The sequence below is a fragment of the Mycobacterium sp. MFM001 genome, from assembly GCF_003402475.1.
In the GTDB taxonomy this organism is placed as follows: Bacteria; Actinomycetota; Actinomycetes; order Mycobacteriales; family Mycobacteriaceae; genus Mycobacterium.
The window spans coordinates 86,683-100,519 of record NZ_BFAB01000002.1 but is presented as its reverse complement, the minus strand read 5'-3'; the positions used below and the strand labels follow the sequence as shown (position 1 = coordinate 100,519).

The window sequence follows — 13,837 nt, the reverse complement described above, 5'->3', positions numbered from 1 at the left end:
AGTATTCGAGCCTTATCCGGGCGCTCCCGATGCCCGGTGTGGGCCTCGTGAACTAAGTCACCATACATAACAGTTGTGACCGCTGTGGCGGCAATGGCGGACTATGTGAGCGCAGATTCCGCGCCCGCGCTCAGGATTTCTTGGCGCGACGGTCCACGCCGTCACCCGCGGGGGCGCTGGCGTCCGGCTGGCGGTCCTCCAGCAGGCTCCGCAGACTCTCCAGCTCGTGGCGCAGATATTCGCGGGTCTTGGCCACCTCACCGATCGCCAGCCGCAGCGCGGCCAGCTCGCGGGCGAGGTATTCGGTGTCGGCTTTGGTCTGTTCGGCGCGTCGACGATCCTCTTCAAGCGCCACACGGTCGCGGTTCTCCTGGCGGTTCTGGGCCAGCAGAATCAGCGGCGCCGCATACGCGGCCTGGGTGGAGAACGCCAGGTTGAGCAGGATGAACGGGTAAGGGTCCCAGCGCAGGCTGACCGCGAAGACGTTCACCACGATCCAAACCACCACGACGACGGTCTGCAGCAACAAATAGCGGCCGGTGCCGAAGAAACGGGCGACCGATTCGGTGACCTGCCCGACCGCCTCGGGGTCCACCCGCGGCGCGAGCAGCCGTGAGGTACGCGGGGTGTAAAGCCGCTGGCGCGCCGACGAATTGCTCACGACCCTCCTCCGGCGACGTCCAGCGCCGGTTCGTCGGTGCTGGCCCGCCAGTCATGCGGCAGCAGGTGATCGAGCACGTCGTCGACCGTCACCGCCCCCAGCAGGTGATGCTGCTCGTCGACCACCGGGCCGCAGAGCAGGTTGTACGCGGCGAAGTAGCGGGTCAGCGCGGGCAGCGATGTATCCGGTGTCAGGCACGGCAGGTCGGTGTCGATGATCCCGCCGGTCAACGCGGCCGGCGGCTCGCGCAGCAGCCGCTGGAGGTGCACGCAACCCAGGTACTGGCCGGTCGGAGTGGCGGTCGGTGGACGCACCACGAACACCAGTGAGGCCAGTGCGGGAGTCAGGTCGGGGTTTCGGACCCGGGCCAAAGCCTCGGCGACCGAGGTGTCCGGCGGCAACACAACGGGATCCGACGTCATCAGGCCGCCCGCGCTGTCGGGGGAGTGGGTCAGCAGCCGTCGCACTGGATCGGACTCGCCAGGATCCATCCGGCGCAGCAGCACCTCGGCCTCGGAGGGGTTCATCATGCCGAGCAAATCGGCGGCGTCGTCGGGGTCCATCTCCTCGAGCACCATGGCGGCCCGCTCGGTGCCCAGCTGCGTGAGCACGTCGGCCTGGTCCTCTTCGGGCAGTTCCTGCAGGATGTCCGCCAGCCGCTCGTCGTCGAGCGCCTTGACCACCTCGTAGCGCCGTTTGGGCGGCAGCTCGCGCAGGGCGTCGGCCACCTCGATCGGTCGCCACTCCTCGAACTGGTGCAGCAGCTGCGCGACGCCCTGTCCGGGCATGGCCAGCGCCGAGGGGGTCAGGCCGATCACGTTGTGCCAGTCGACGACGTAGGCGCCGGCGCGCCGGCCCAGCCGCCGCATGCTGCGGACGGCGACGCGGGTCACCATCCAGTCGCGGGTCCGGGTCTGCTCGATGCCGAGGTCGGTGATCACCACGTCGGTGTCGGCCAGCTGCGGCAGTTCGGGATCGTTGACCCGCACCTTGGTGTCCAGAATCTGGCCCAGCACCAGCACTTCGCCGGGCCGCTGCTCGAACCGGTGCAACGACACGCTGGTGGTGGTCAACGTCACCGCATTGGGCTCGATGGCGGCGACCCGGCCAATCGGAACGAAAATCCTTCGGCGCGAAGGCAATTCGACGACGAGACCGAGAACTCGGGGCTGTTGGCGCACGATGCTGATGCTGACCACGACGTCGCGCACCCGGCCGAGCGACTCACCCATCGGGCCTAGCACCAGCATTCGCGCCAGCCGTGCCACGTACACCCGGTTGATCGACGTCATGGTTCAAACTGTAGGAGTGAAACGGTGAATAACGCCTATCGCCCCCGCCGGACCTGCCTGTCGGTTCCGGGCAGTAGCCAGAAGATGATCGACAAGGCCAAGGGACTGCCGGCCGACGAAGTCTTTCTCGACCTCGAAGACGCCGTCGCACCGGACGCCAAGGAACCGGCCCGCACCCGGGTGGCCCAGGCGCTCGCCGGACCGGGGTGGGCCGGGCAGTTGCGCGGCGTGCGCGTCAACGGCTGGACGACACCGTGGACCCACGCCGACGTCATCGAGGTGGTCTCGGCCGTCGGTGCGGCGCCCGACGCGACGCTGGATGTCGTTGTGCTGCCGAAGGTCTCGGACGTCTCACACGTCACCGCGCTCGATCTACTGCTGACCCAGCTGGAAACCATCCACGGACTCCCGGTCGGTGGCATCGGCATCGACGCGCAGATCGAAGACGCCCGCGGCCTGATGAACGTCGACGCGATCGCGGCCGTCCCGCGCGTGCAGGCGCTGGTGCTCGGGCCGGCCGACCTGATGGCGAGTCTCAACATGCGCACGCTGGTCGTCGGCGAGCAGCCCGAGGGCTACGACGTCGGCGACGCCTACCACCACGCGTTGATGACGATTCTGGTGGCGGCGCGGGCACACGGCATCGCCGCCGTCGACGGGCCCTATCTCAAGGTGCGGGACACCGAGGCGTTCCGGCGGGTGGCGGGCCGGTCGGCCGCACTTGGCTACGACGGCAAATGGGTGCTGCATCCCGATCAGATCGCGGCCGGCAACGAGATCTTCAGCCCGCGACAGGACGAGTACGACCACGCCGAGCTGATCCTTGAGGCCTACGAGTGGCACACCTCGAGTGCGGGCGGTGCCCGCGGCGCGGTGATGCTCGGCGACGAGATGATCGACGAGGCCAGCCGCAAGATGGCGTTGGTGATCGCGGCCAAGGGGCGCGCGGCGGGCATGCAGCGGCAGTCCGACCCGTTCGTTCCGCCTGCCTAGTTCAGGACCGGTTCATCACGCTGAGGCCCACGAGCAGGAGCCCGATGATCGCCAGCACCAGCAGCGCGAAGGTGGTGGCGCCCACCGCGATGCCGGCAATCGCCAGCCCGCGGCCCTGCTGGTGGGTGTGCTTGATCTGGTTGAGTGCGACGACGCCGAGCACCACGCCGACAAGCGGGATCAGCAGACCGAGGTAGCAGAAGAACGTCAGCGGCACACCCAAGAAGATGCCGGCGATCGACGTGGTCAGCGATCCGATCGCCATGCCGTTGGTTCCCGCCGGGCCGTAGGGGTATCCGGGTGGGCCGCCGTAGCCGAACGGGCCACCCGGATACGGCGGCGGTGGTGGCGGCAGATACGGATACTCGGGGTAGTTCAGCGGCGGGTGCGGGTCGGCGGGCGGCGGGTTGTTCCACCACGGATGTTGCTCTCCGCCCGGGTGCGGCTGATCGGGGCCGGTCATGTCGCTAATGCATCCGGACAGTGACGAAGAAAATGAGGCTGACCACCAGCGTCGCGATGCCGACCACGATGCCCGCGACGGCCAGGCCGTAACCCTGCTCCCGAGTCTGTTTGATCTGGTTGACCGCGACGGTGCCCAACACGATGCCCACGATGGAGCCGATGCCGCACAGCAGGCCGATCAGCGAGGCGACCAACGAGGCGATCGCCAGGGTGTTGGTGCCCGGCTGTTCTCCGTAGCCGCCGGCGTACTCCGGATAGCCGCCCTGCGGGCCGCCATACTGCGGCGGCATCGGCGGCGGATAACCGGGCGGCGGCTGGTCTGGCCCGTCTGGCGCTTTCTCGCCGGAGTCGCCGCCGGGAACTGTCATGCTGATCAACCTAAACGATGCGGGCGTCCGGCGGCCGGAACTGGCAGAGCCGGCCTGCGACGCAAGCCTTAACGTATGTGCTGGTAGCAGATCGACGGCGACCCGGTGCGTCGGCAGAGGAGAATAGAACCATGACCAGCCCGTTCCAGCCCGGACAGGTTCCCGGCGGCACACCCGCCAGCCCGGCGGCGGGCCGGCGCAGCGCTCCTGGACTGCCGACCCCGCCCAAGGGCTGGCCGGTGGGGTCGTACCCCACCTATGCGGAGGCGCAGCGAGCCGTCGACTACCTCTCCGAGCAAGAGTTCCCCGTGCAACAGGTGACGATCGTGGGCGTCGACCTCATGCAGGTCGAGCGGGTCACCGGCCGGCTGACCTGGCCGAAGGTCCTCGGCGGCGGCGTCTTGAGCGGTGCCTGGCTGGGCCTGTTCATCGGCTTGGTGCTCGGTTTTTTCAGCCCCAACCCCTGGGCCGCGCTGGCCACCGGCCTGATCGCCGGGGTGTTCTTCGGGCTGATCACCTCCGCGGTCCCGTACGCGATGGCGCGCGGCACCCGCGATTTCAGCTCGACGATGCAACTGGTCGCCGGCCGCTACGACGTGCTGTGCGATCCGCAGAACGCCGAGAAAGCCCGAGACCTTCTCGCCCGCCTGGCAATCTGACCGCTCGCGAACGTGACGTGCAGACCGGGCGTGTTGCATCTCACGCGTAACCGGCTCTACCGTTCTGCCGCGGGCAACCAGAGAAAGGCAGGTGTCGTGGTTAGTCGCGGGCGGGCACGGCGGCTGGCCGCGGTCGTGCTGGCTGCCCTGACCACCGCTTCGGTGTCGTCGTGCGGATCGGCCGACAACGGTGCCGTCGTGAGCCTCTACACACCGGCCAACGAAACCGCGACGTTCACCGCGCTCGCCCAGCGCTGCACCGACCAGCTCGGCGGCCGGTTCACCATCCGGCAATTCAGCCTGCCCCGCGCGGCGGACGACCAGCGGCTGCAGTTGGCCCGCCGGCTCACCGGCAACGACCGCACCCTGGACGTGATGGCCATCGACGTGGTGTGGACTGCGGAGTTCGCCGACGCGGGCTGGGCGCTGCCGCTGTCCGACGACCCCGCCGGCCGGGCGGAGGCCGACGCCGTCTCCGACACACTGCCCGGCCCGCTGGCCACCGCCCGCCGCCAGCACAAGCTCTACGCGTCACCGCTGACGACCAACACCCAATTGCTGTGGTACCGAGCAGATTTGATGGACAAGCCGCCGACCACCTGGGACGCCATGGTGGCCGAGGCGACCCGGTTGCACGACGCCGGCAAACCGAGCTGGATCGCGGTCGAGGCCAAGCAGTACGAGGGGCTGGTGGTGTGGTTCAACACGCTGCTGGTTAGTGCCGGCGGTCAGGTGCTGTCCGACGACGGCAAGGCGGTCACGCTGACGGACACCCCCGCCCACCGCGCGGCGACGGTCAAGGCGCTGCAGATCCTGAAGGCGGTGGCCACCGCGCCCGGCGCCGACCCGTCGATCACCCAGACCGACGAGGGCACAGCGCGATTGGCGCTCGAGCAAGGCAAAGCCGCGTTGGAGGTCAACTGGCCGTTCGTGCTGCCCTCGATGCTCGAGAACGCCGTCAAAGGCGGTGTGGGGTTCCTGCCGCTCGATAAGCGTCAGGACCTGGCGGGCAGCATTGACAACGTGGGCAGTTTCGATCCGACCGACGAGCAGTTCCGCGCGGCCTACGATGCCGCCAAGTCGGTGTTCGGTTTCGCGCCTTATCCGGGTGTGCAGCCCGACCGGCCGGCCAAGGTGACGATCGGCGGGCTGAATCTGGCGGTTGCCAAGACGACTCGGCACAAGGCGCAGGCGTTCGAGGCGGTGCGCTGTCTGCGCAGTCTGGCCAACCAGAAATATGTCTCGATCGAAGGCGGCCTGCCCGCGGTGCGCGCGTCGCTGTATTCCGATCCGCAGTTCCAGGCGAAGTTCCCGATGTACGACGTGATTCGCCGGCAACTCACCAACGCCGCGGTCCGCCCGGAGACGCCGCTCTACCAGGCGGTGTCCACCCGGATCTCGGCGACGCTGGCCCCGATCAGCGCGATCGATCCGGAGAAGACCGCGGACGCGCTCGCCGAGCAGGTGCAGAAGGCCATCGACGGCAAGGGTTTGATCCCATGACCGCGACCGCCGTCACCGAGGGCCGGCGCTCGGAGCGTCGGCTGGCGTTCGTCTTGGTGGCGCCTGCGGTGATTCTGATGCTTGCCGTGACGGCATACCCGATCGGCTATGCGGTGTGGTTGAGCTTGCAGCGCTTCACCTTTGCCACACCGGGCGACGCGAAGTTCGTCGGGCTGGCCAATTACCAGACCATTTTGACCGACCGGTTGTGGTGGACGGCGTTCGTGGTGACGCTGGCGATCACCGTGGTTTCGGTGGCGCTCGAGTTTGTGTTGGGCTTGGCGCTGGCGTTGATCATGCACCGCAGTCTGTTCGGCAAGGGCGTGGTGCGTGCGGCGGTGCTGATTCCGTACGGCATTGTCACGGTGGCCGCGGCGTACAGCTGGTACTACGCCTGGACGCCGGGCACCGGCTACCTGGCCAACCTGCTTCCGCAGGGCAGCGCGCCGCTGACCCATCAGATCCCGTCGCTGGGCATCGTGGTGCTCGCCGAAGTGTGGAAGACGACGCCGTTCATGGCGCTGTTGCTGCTGGCCGGGTTGGCGTTGGTGCCCGACGATCTGCTCAAGGCCGCGCAGGTCGACGGCGCGGGCGCCTGGCGACGGCTGTTCAAGATCATCCTTCCGTTGATCAAACCGGCGATCCTGGTGGCGCTGCTGTTTCGCACACTGGATGCCTTCCGGATCTTCGACAACATCTATGTGCTCACCGGCGGCTCCAACAACACCGACTCGGTGTCGATGCTGGGCTACGACAATCTGTTCAAGGGCTTCAATGTGGGCCTGGGCTCGGCGATTTCGGTGCTGATCTTCCTCAGTGTGGCGATCATCGCGTTCGTCTTCGTCAAGGTGTTCGGCGCCGCCGCACCGGGCGGTGATGGCCGTGGTTGAGCGGATCAGCCCTGGACGGGCAGCCGCCTGGGTGGTGGCCGACGCGCTGGTGGTGCTCTATGCGCTGTTCCCGGTGTTGTGGATCTTGTCGCTGTCGCTCAAGCCGACGTCAACGGTCAAGGACGGCAAGCTGATTCCGTCGTCGGTGACCTTCGACAACTATCGCGCTATTTTCCGCGGGAACTTCTTCAGCTCGGCGCTGGTCAATTCGATTGGCATCGGCGCGATTACCACCGTGATCGCGGTGGTCATCGGCGCCATGGCCGCTTATGCGGTGGCGCGGCTGGATTTCCCGGGCAAAGGGCTGTTGATCGGCGCCGCGCTGTTGATCGCGATGTTTCCGCAAATCTCGCTTGTCACACCGATATTCGACATCGAACGCAGCATCGGCCTGTTCGACACCTGGCCGGGTCTGATCATCCCGTACATTACGTTCGCGTTGCCGCTGGCCCTCTACACCCTGTCCGCATTCTTCCGGGAGATCCCCTGGGATTTGGAGAAGGCGGCCAAGATGGACGGCGCCACACCGGGTCAGGCGTTCCGCAAGGTGATCGCCCCGCTGGCGGCGCCGGGAATCGTCACTGCGGCAATCCTGGTGTTCATCTTCGCCTGGAACGACCTGCTGCTCGCATTGTCGTTGACCGCGACCAAGGCGGCGATCACCGCACCGGTGGCGATTGCCAACTTCACCGGAAGTTCGCAATTCGAGGAACCGACCGGATCAATCGCGGCCGGCGCGATGGTCATTACCGTCCCGATCATTGTTTTTGTTCTAATCTTCCAACGACGGATAGTTGCCGGGTTGACGTCTGGCGCCGTGAAGGGATAGCTCGATGGCCGAGATTGTGTTGGACAGGGTGACCAAGAGTTACCCCGACGGCGCGACGGCCGTGAAGGACCTGAGCATCACCATCGCCGACGGCGAATTCCTCATCCTGGTCGGCCCTTCCGGCTGCGGCAAGAGCACGACGCTGAATATGATTGCCGGGCTGGAGGATATCTCGTCGGGGGAGCTGCGAATCGGCGGCGAGCGGGTCAACGAAAAAGCCCCCAAGGATCGCGACATCGCAATGGTGTTCCAGTCCTACGCGCTTTACCCGCATATGACGGTGCGGCAGAACATCGCCTTCCCGCTGACTTTGGCGAAGATGAAGAAGGCCGAGATCGCGCAAAAGGTCGACGAGACTGCGAGAATCCTTGACTTGACCGACTTTCTGGATCGCAAGCCTTCGCAGTTGTCGGGCGGTCAGCGCCAGCGGGTGGCGATGGGCCGCGCCATCGTGCGTCATCCCAAGGCGTTTTTGATGGACGAGCCGCTGTCGAACCTGGACGCCAAGCTTCGGGTGCAGATGCGCGGCGAGATCGCCCGCCTGCAGCGGCGGTTGGGTACGACGACCGTGTACGTCACCCACGACCAGACCGAGGCCATGACACTGGGCGACCGCGTGGTGGTGATGCGCGGCGGGGTGGCACAGCAGATCGGTACTCCCGACGAGCTCTACGAACGGCCGGCCAACCTGTTCGTCGCCAGCTTCATCGGCTCGCCCGCAATGAATTTCTTCCCCGCCACCATGACGCCCACCGGGGTGAGTTTGCCGTTCGGCGAGGTGACCCTGACCCAGCCGGTTCACGACGTGCTCGCCCAGCACCCGACGCCGCAGAACGTCATCGTGGGCATCCGGCCCGAGCACCTGCAGGACGCTGCGCTGATCGACGCGTATCAGCGCCTCAGCGCGTTGCTCTTCGAGGTCAAGGTCGACATGGTCGAGTCGCTGGGCGCCGACAAATACGTGTACTTCACCACCGAGGGTGCCGCGGTGCATTCGAAGCAATTGGCCGAGGCCGAAGAGGAATCCGACGGCGTCGAGCACGAATTCGTGGCGCGGGTTCCCTCGGCGTCGAAGGCCGCCAAAGGGCAGTCGCTCGAATTGGCTTTCGACACTTTGAAACTGGCCATCTTCGATGCCGATTCCGGTGTCAACCTGACTGTTCCGCCGAGTGACACAGATTCTGACTGACGTCCGCGCACACGTGTGCGCTCACTTCGGTGACGCGGACCCCGATGTTGCGAGTGTGACGTTTCTGGGCGCCGAGCCCATCGAGGTGCTGCGTTTCCGGCCGGACGGCGACGGGGTGGTGCACTACGTGTCGCTGGGTTGTTCGCGGCATCCGATGGTCGACCCGACCGCGATGGTGGCCGACCCGCTACAGGGTCCGCGCGCGGAAGTCGTTCTGCGCCTGCGTGATCCGCGTGGCGATCGCAAGCGCGGCGAAGCCGGGCGCCGCGGGTCGCCACCATTAGCCGGGCCGATCACCGGGCTGGCCCGCAGCCTGGCAGTCGTGGCGGCAACACCGGCGGTCGAGGGTGTGGTGCTGGTGCCCGACGCGCTGATCGACCTCGGTTCGCCGCTCTGGACGCGACCATCCGGACGGGCGCCGTTCACCGCGGTGTTGTTGGGCCGCAGCGACATCGCTGAGCTGCCGCTCGACCCGCCCCGCGAGCCGGTGAGCTTCTTGTCGGCGACGCCGATCACGGCGACCGAGGCGGCGTGGGTGCGCCTCAAAGGCGCCGAGGCCATGCGCGAGGCGTGGCGGGCCGACGGCGTCGACGTGCTGGACCCGAACCGTCGCGCCTCTTCCGCGTGAGCAGACGCAGAATCGCATGAATTCGCCTGCGGTAACGCGATTCTCTGTCTGCTCGCCAAACTAGAGCCAGCGGTTGCGCCGGAAGGTGCGATACAGGACCAGACAGAACATTGCCATCACGAGGAGCACCACCGGATAGCCCCACCGCCAGTCCAGGATCGGCATCCAGTCGAAGTTCATGCCGTAGATCCCGGCGATCATCGTGGGCACCGCGATGATGGCGGCCCACGCCGACATCTTGCGCATGTCGGTGTTCTGCTGCATGCCAACCCGGGCCAGCGCGGCTTGCACCAGTGAGCTGAGCATCTCGTCGTAGCCGGCGATCTGGTCGGCGGCGTGCGTCTGATGGTCGGCGACGTCGCGCAGATAGCGCCGCACTTCCTTGGAGATCAGGTCTTTGTGTTCGGTCTGCATGCGCTGGAACGGAACCGACAGCGGGTTGACGCAGCGGCGCAGCTCGACGACTTCGCGCTTGATCTGATAGATCGGTTCGACGTCGGTGCGCTGCCCGGGCGCGAACGCCACCTCCTCGATGGCGTCGATGTCGGTTTCCATCAAGTTGGTGACGGCCAGATAGTGGTCGACCACGTGGTCGGCGATCGCGTGCATCACCGCATACGGTCCCAGCCGCATGTGCTCCGGGTCGGCGTCCATGCGTTTGCGCACGTCGGACAGTCCGCCGTGTTCGCCGTGCCGGACCGTGACCACAAAGTTCTTGCCGACGAAGATCATCACCTCGCCGGTCTCGACGACCTCGCGGGCCAGCACCACCGAGTCGTGCGGCACGTAGTTCACCGTCTTGAGGACCAAAAACAGCGTCTCGTCGTAGCGCTCCAGCTTGGGTCGCTGATGGGCATGCACGGCGTCCTCGGTGGCCAGCGGGTGCAGCCCGAAAACATCGGCGACGTCCTTCATCTGGGTTTCGTCGGGCTCGTGCAGGCCGATCCAGACGAACGCCTCCTGGCCGGCCTGCTCGACCTCCCGCGCCTTGGCGAGCGCGTCGGCGGGCGTGAACGCCCCGGGCAGCCGCTTGCCGTCGACGTAGACGCCGCAGTCGACCATGACGCGCTCGATCGGCGACTGGACCGACGGGCCGGCGGGCTCGCCGACCTTCGTGCGCACGGTCGGTCGCAGCGACGGCGACAACGCGCGAAACGATGGCATCGGGTCACCTCCGTCGTCAGCGCAGAACGGGCCAAGCGTCGGCAATGCTACGCGTCCTGGCAGATCAGCACCTGTGAGCCGCTCCGGGCGACCCGAGGTTTGGCTCCGGCGTCGGTGCGCTAGTTTCGACGCGACGCAATACTGCCCAAGGAGCAACCGACGTGAGCACAAGTCCCCTCAAGGTCGCCGTCACCGGCGCCGCCGGCCAGATCGGCTACAGCCTGTTGTTCCGCCTGGCGAGCGGCGCGCTGCTTGGCCCCGACCGCCCGATCGAGCTGCGGCTGCTCGAGATCGAGCCTGCCCTCAAGGCGCTCGAGGGTGTGGTGATGGAGCTCGACGACTGCGCATTTCCGCTGCTGGCCGGCGTCGAGATCGGCGCGGACCCCAACAAGATCTTCAGCGGCGTGAACCTCGCGCTGCTCGTCGGCGCACGCCCGCGCGGCCCGGGCATGGAGCGCAGCGACCTGCTGGAGGCCAACGGCGCCATCTTCACCGCCCAGGGCAAGGCACTCAACGATGTTGCCGCCGACGACGTCCGCATCGGCGTGACCGGCAACCCGGCCAACACCAACGCGCTGATCGCGATGAGCAACGCGCCCGACATCCCCAAGGAGCGGTTCTCCGCCCTGACCCGGCTGGACCACAACCGGGCCATCTCGCAGCTGGCGAAGAAAACCGGCGCCGCGGTCACCGACATCAAGAAGATGACGATTTGGGGCAACCACTCGGCCACCCAGTACCCCGACGTGTTCCACGCCGAGGTGAAGGGCCGCAACGCTGCCGAGGTCGTGGGCGACCAGTCCTGGATCGAGAACGACTTCATCCCGACCGTCGCCAAGCGCGGCGCGGCGATCATCGACGCGCGCGGCGCCTCCTCGGCCGCTTCGGCCGCCTCGGCCACCATCGACGCCGCCCGGGACTGGCTGCTGGGCAGCCCCGACGGCGACTGGGTGTCGATGGCGGTCGTCTCCGACGGCTCCTACGACGTGCCGGAGGGGCTGATCTCGTCGTTCCCGGTGACCACCAAGAACGGCAACTGGAGCATCGTTCAGGGCCTCGAGATCGACGAATTCTCCCGCGGCCGGATCGACAAGTCGACCGCCGAGCTCGCCGACGAGCGCAAGGCGGTCACCGAACTGGGCTTGATCTGAGCCGCAGTACGCTCAAGGACGTGTCCGAACCAAGCCCGCACATCGTCTTAGCAGACGAGGAAATCTTCGAGGCGCACCAAGCCGGCAAGCTTTCCATGCAGTTGAGGGCCCCGCTGGACACGCAGCGCGCGCTGTCGATCGCCTACACCCCGGGCGTGGCACAGGTCAGTCGCGCGATCGCGGCCGACCACACGTTGGCCGCGCGCTACACCTGGGCGCACCGGCTGGTGGCCGTGGTCAGCGACGGCAGTGCGGTGCTGGGTCTCGGTGACATCGGCGCTGCGGCAGCGCTGCCGGTGATGGAAGGCAAATGCGCGCTGTTCAAGGCGTTCGCCGGCCTGGACTCGATCCCGATCGTGCTGGACACCAAGGACCCCGATGAGATCGTCGACACGCTGGTGCGGTTGCGGCCGACGTTCGGCGCGGTGAACCTCGAGGACATCTCTGCGCCGCGGTGCTTTGAGATCGAACGCCGCCTGGTCGAGGCGTTGGATTGCCCGGTCATGCACGACGACCAGCACGGCACCGCGATCGTGGTGCTGGCGGCGCTGATCGGCGCGACCAAGGTGCTCGGCCGTGACATGGCCTCGCTGCGCGTGGTGATCTCCGGCGTCGGCGCTGCCGGCTTAGCATGCGCGAAAATCCTGATGTCCGTGGGTATTTCGCACATCACCCTGCTGGACTCGCGCGGGATTCTGCACACCGGCCGCGACGACCTGACCACCATCAAGGCCGACCTGGCGCGGTCCACCAATCCCGACGGCCTCACCGGCGGCATGGTCGAAGCGCTCAAGGGCGCCGACATGTTCCTGGGCGTGTCGGGCGGTGTGGTCCCCGAGGAGCTGATCGCGACGATGGCCCCCGACGGCATCGTGTTCGCGCTGTCGAACCCCGACCCGGAGATCCATCCGGATGTGGCGGCCCGGCACGCCGCGATCGTCGCCACCGGCCGCAGCGATTTCCCGAACCAGATCAACAATGTGCTGGCCTTCCCCGGGGTGTTCCTCGGTGCGCTGGACGCCGGAGCACGTCGGATCACCGAGGCGATGAAGGTGGCCGCGGCCGAGGCAATCGTCTCCGTCGTCGCCGACGACCTCGCGCCGGACCGGATTGTGCCGAGCCCGCTGGACCCGCGGGTGGGACCGGCGGTGGCGGCCGCGGTGGCAGCGGCCGCCGACACTCCGGAGTGACCGCCGGCAAGCTTGCGGCGCTGGTGCTCGCCGCGGCGCTGGCACTGGCGGGCTGTGCCGAGACGCACCACCATGCGCCCGAGTTGCTGGTCGGATCCGACACCGAGTCCGTGCTGCTCGCCGACATCTATGTCGGGGCGCTGCGGTCGTATGGGTTCCCCGCGCGCAGCGAGTCGGCGCCCGACCCGCTGAGCAAGCTCGACGCCGGGGCCTACACCGTCGTCCCCGGGTTCACCGGCCAGGTGTTACAGGTGTTCGAGCCGGGCGCCAAAGTGCGTTCCGACGAACAGGTCTACCGGGCGATGATCGGCGTGCTACCCGAGGGGATCGCCGCCGGGGACTATGCGACCGCCGCCGAGGACAAGCCGGCACTGGCGGTCACGCAGTCGACGGCCAAGGCGTGGGGCGGCACCGAACTGAGCGCCTTGCCCCGGCATTGCCGTGGCATCGTCGTAGGGGCGATCGCCGGCAGCCGGACACCGACCAAAATAAGCAGCTGCCAACTGCCGCTTGCCCGCCAATTCCCGGATGCCGCAACGATGTTCGCGGCGTTGCGGGACGGGCAGGTTACCGCGGCGTGGACCACCACGGCGGCCCCTGACGTGCCCGGCGACTTAGTGGTGCTGGCCGACGGGAAGCCGGCGTTGGTGCAGGCCGAAAACGTGGTGCCGCTGTATCGCCGCAACGAACTGGCCGACCGGCAGCTGTTGGCGATCAACGAGGTGGCCGGTGTGCTGGACACCGCCGCACTGGTCGATATGCGCCGTCAGGTCGCCAAGGGCGCCGACCCGCAGGCGGTTGCCGACGCGTGGCTCGGTGAACACCCGCTGGGGCGTTAGGTCGCCCAGACGGGGC

Annotated in this window: 15 protein-coding genes; 10 read left to right on the top strand and 5 right to left on the bottom strand. The window is 67.4% G+C overall.

Annotated elements, in window-relative coordinates:
- Positions 1 to 130 precede the first annotated feature (130 nt).
- Positions 131 to 661, bottom strand: a complete 531-nt coding sequence (locus tag MFM001_RS03900) for a DUF1003 domain-containing protein (RefSeq protein ID WP_116373802.1) — start codon at positions 659 to 661, stop codon at positions 131 to 133.
- Entirely contained in the window at positions 658 to 1,953 is a 1,296-nt protein-coding gene (locus MFM001_RS03895; protein ID WP_116373800.1) for a magnesium transporter MgtE N-terminal domain-containing protein, read from the bottom strand. Before MFM001_RS03895 ends, MFM001_RS03900 begins: the two co-directional genes overlap by 4 nt.
- 24 nt (positions 1,954 to 1,977) lie before the next feature.
- On the opposite strand from MFM001_RS03895, the gene MFM001_RS03890 reads away from it, so the two are divergent.
- On the top strand, positions 1,978 to 2,946 hold the full coding sequence (locus MFM001_RS03890; RefSeq protein ID WP_116373798.1) for a CoA ester lyase: 969 nt from the start codon (positions 1,978 to 1,980) through the stop codon (positions 2,944 to 2,946).
- Position 2,947: 1 nt separating this feature from the next.
- Here MFM001_RS03890 and MFM001_RS03885 read toward each other — a convergent pair whose 3' ends face one another.
- Complete coding sequence (locus tag MFM001_RS03885) at positions 2,948 to 3,409, bottom strand: DUF4190 domain-containing protein (protein WP_116373796.1); 462 nt, start codon at positions 3,407 to 3,409, stop codon at positions 2,948 to 2,950.
- 4 nt (positions 3,410 to 3,413) lie between these two features.
- The gene (locus tag MFM001_RS25140) at positions 3,414 to 3,953 is read right to left on the bottom strand and encodes a DUF4190 domain-containing protein (protein WP_371685157.1); all 540 of its coding nucleotides are present in this window, start codon (positions 3,951 to 3,953) and stop codon (positions 3,414 to 3,416) included.
- Between MFM001_RS25140 and MFM001_RS03875 the strand changes: the two genes are divergently transcribed.
- The 6 genes from MFM001_RS03875 to MFM001_RS03850 all read left to right on the top strand — a co-directional run bounded on the left by MFM001_RS03875 (position 3,911) and on the right by MFM001_RS03850 (position 9,477).
- Complete coding sequence (locus MFM001_RS03875; RefSeq protein WP_116373792.1) at positions 3,911 to 4,438, top strand: general stress protein; 528 nt, start codon at positions 3,911 to 3,913, stop codon at positions 4,436 to 4,438. The genes MFM001_RS25140 and MFM001_RS03875 overlap by 43 nt on opposite strands.
- Positions 4,439 to 4,534: 96 nt before the next feature.
- Positions 4,535 to 5,941 (top strand): extracellular solute-binding protein, encoded by a 1,407-nt coding sequence (locus MFM001_RS03870; RefSeq protein ID WP_238158907.1) that lies wholly within the window; start codon positions 4,535 to 4,537, stop codon positions 5,939 to 5,941.
- On the top strand, positions 5,938 to 6,831 hold the full coding sequence (locus MFM001_RS03865; RefSeq protein WP_116373790.1) for a carbohydrate ABC transporter permease: 894 nt from the start codon (positions 5,938 to 5,940) through the stop codon (positions 6,829 to 6,831). The genes MFM001_RS03870 and MFM001_RS03865 overlap by 4 nt, the downstream gene beginning before the upstream one ends.
- Positions 6,818 to 7,660 carry a carbohydrate ABC transporter permease gene (locus MFM001_RS03860; RefSeq protein WP_116373788.1) on the top strand — a complete coding sequence of 281 codons (843 nt, stop codon included), beginning with the start codon at positions 6,818 to 6,820 and terminating at the stop codon, positions 7,658 to 7,660. The genes MFM001_RS03865 and MFM001_RS03860 overlap by 14 nt, the downstream gene beginning before the upstream one ends.
- A 4-nt stretch (positions 7,661 to 7,664) precedes the next feature.
- On the top strand, positions 7,665 to 8,849 hold the full coding sequence (locus MFM001_RS03855; RefSeq protein WP_116373786.1) for an ABC transporter ATP-binding protein: 1,185 nt from the start codon (positions 7,665 to 7,667) through the stop codon (positions 8,847 to 8,849).
- Entirely contained in the window at positions 8,830 to 9,477 is a 648-nt protein-coding gene (locus MFM001_RS03850; RefSeq protein WP_116373784.1) for a suppressor of fused domain protein, read from the top strand. Before MFM001_RS03855 ends, MFM001_RS03850 begins: the two co-directional genes overlap by 20 nt.
- 60 nt (positions 9,478 to 9,537) lie before the next feature.
- On the opposite strand, the gene corA is transcribed toward MFM001_RS03850, so the two are convergent.
- Positions 9,538 to 10,641 (bottom strand): magnesium/cobalt transporter CorA, encoded by a 1,104-nt coding sequence (gene corA / locus MFM001_RS03845; RefSeq protein ID WP_116373782.1) that lies wholly within the window; start codon positions 10,639 to 10,641, stop codon positions 9,538 to 9,540.
- Between the two features lie 161 nt (positions 10,642 to 10,802).
- Here corA and MFM001_RS03840 point away from each other — a divergent pair, with 161 nt between their 5' ends.
- The 3 genes from MFM001_RS03840 to MFM001_RS03830 are packed head-to-tail and all read left to right on the top strand — an operon-like array spanning position 10,803 to position 13,821.
- Complete coding sequence (locus MFM001_RS03840; RefSeq protein WP_116373780.1) at positions 10,803 to 11,792, top strand: malate dehydrogenase; 990 nt, start codon at positions 10,803 to 10,805, stop codon at positions 11,790 to 11,792.
- A 20-nt stretch (positions 11,793 to 11,812) separates the two neighbouring features.
- Entirely contained in the window at positions 11,813 to 12,982 is a 1,170-nt protein-coding gene (locus MFM001_RS03835) for an NADP-dependent malic enzyme (RefSeq protein WP_238158906.1), read from the top strand.
- Positions 12,979 to 13,821 (top strand): glycine betaine ABC transporter substrate-binding protein, encoded by an 843-nt coding sequence (locus MFM001_RS03830; RefSeq protein WP_116373778.1) that lies wholly within the window; start codon positions 12,979 to 12,981, stop codon positions 13,819 to 13,821. Before MFM001_RS03835 ends, MFM001_RS03830 begins: the two co-directional genes overlap by 4 nt.
- Positions 13,822 to 13,837 lie beyond the last annotated feature (16 nt).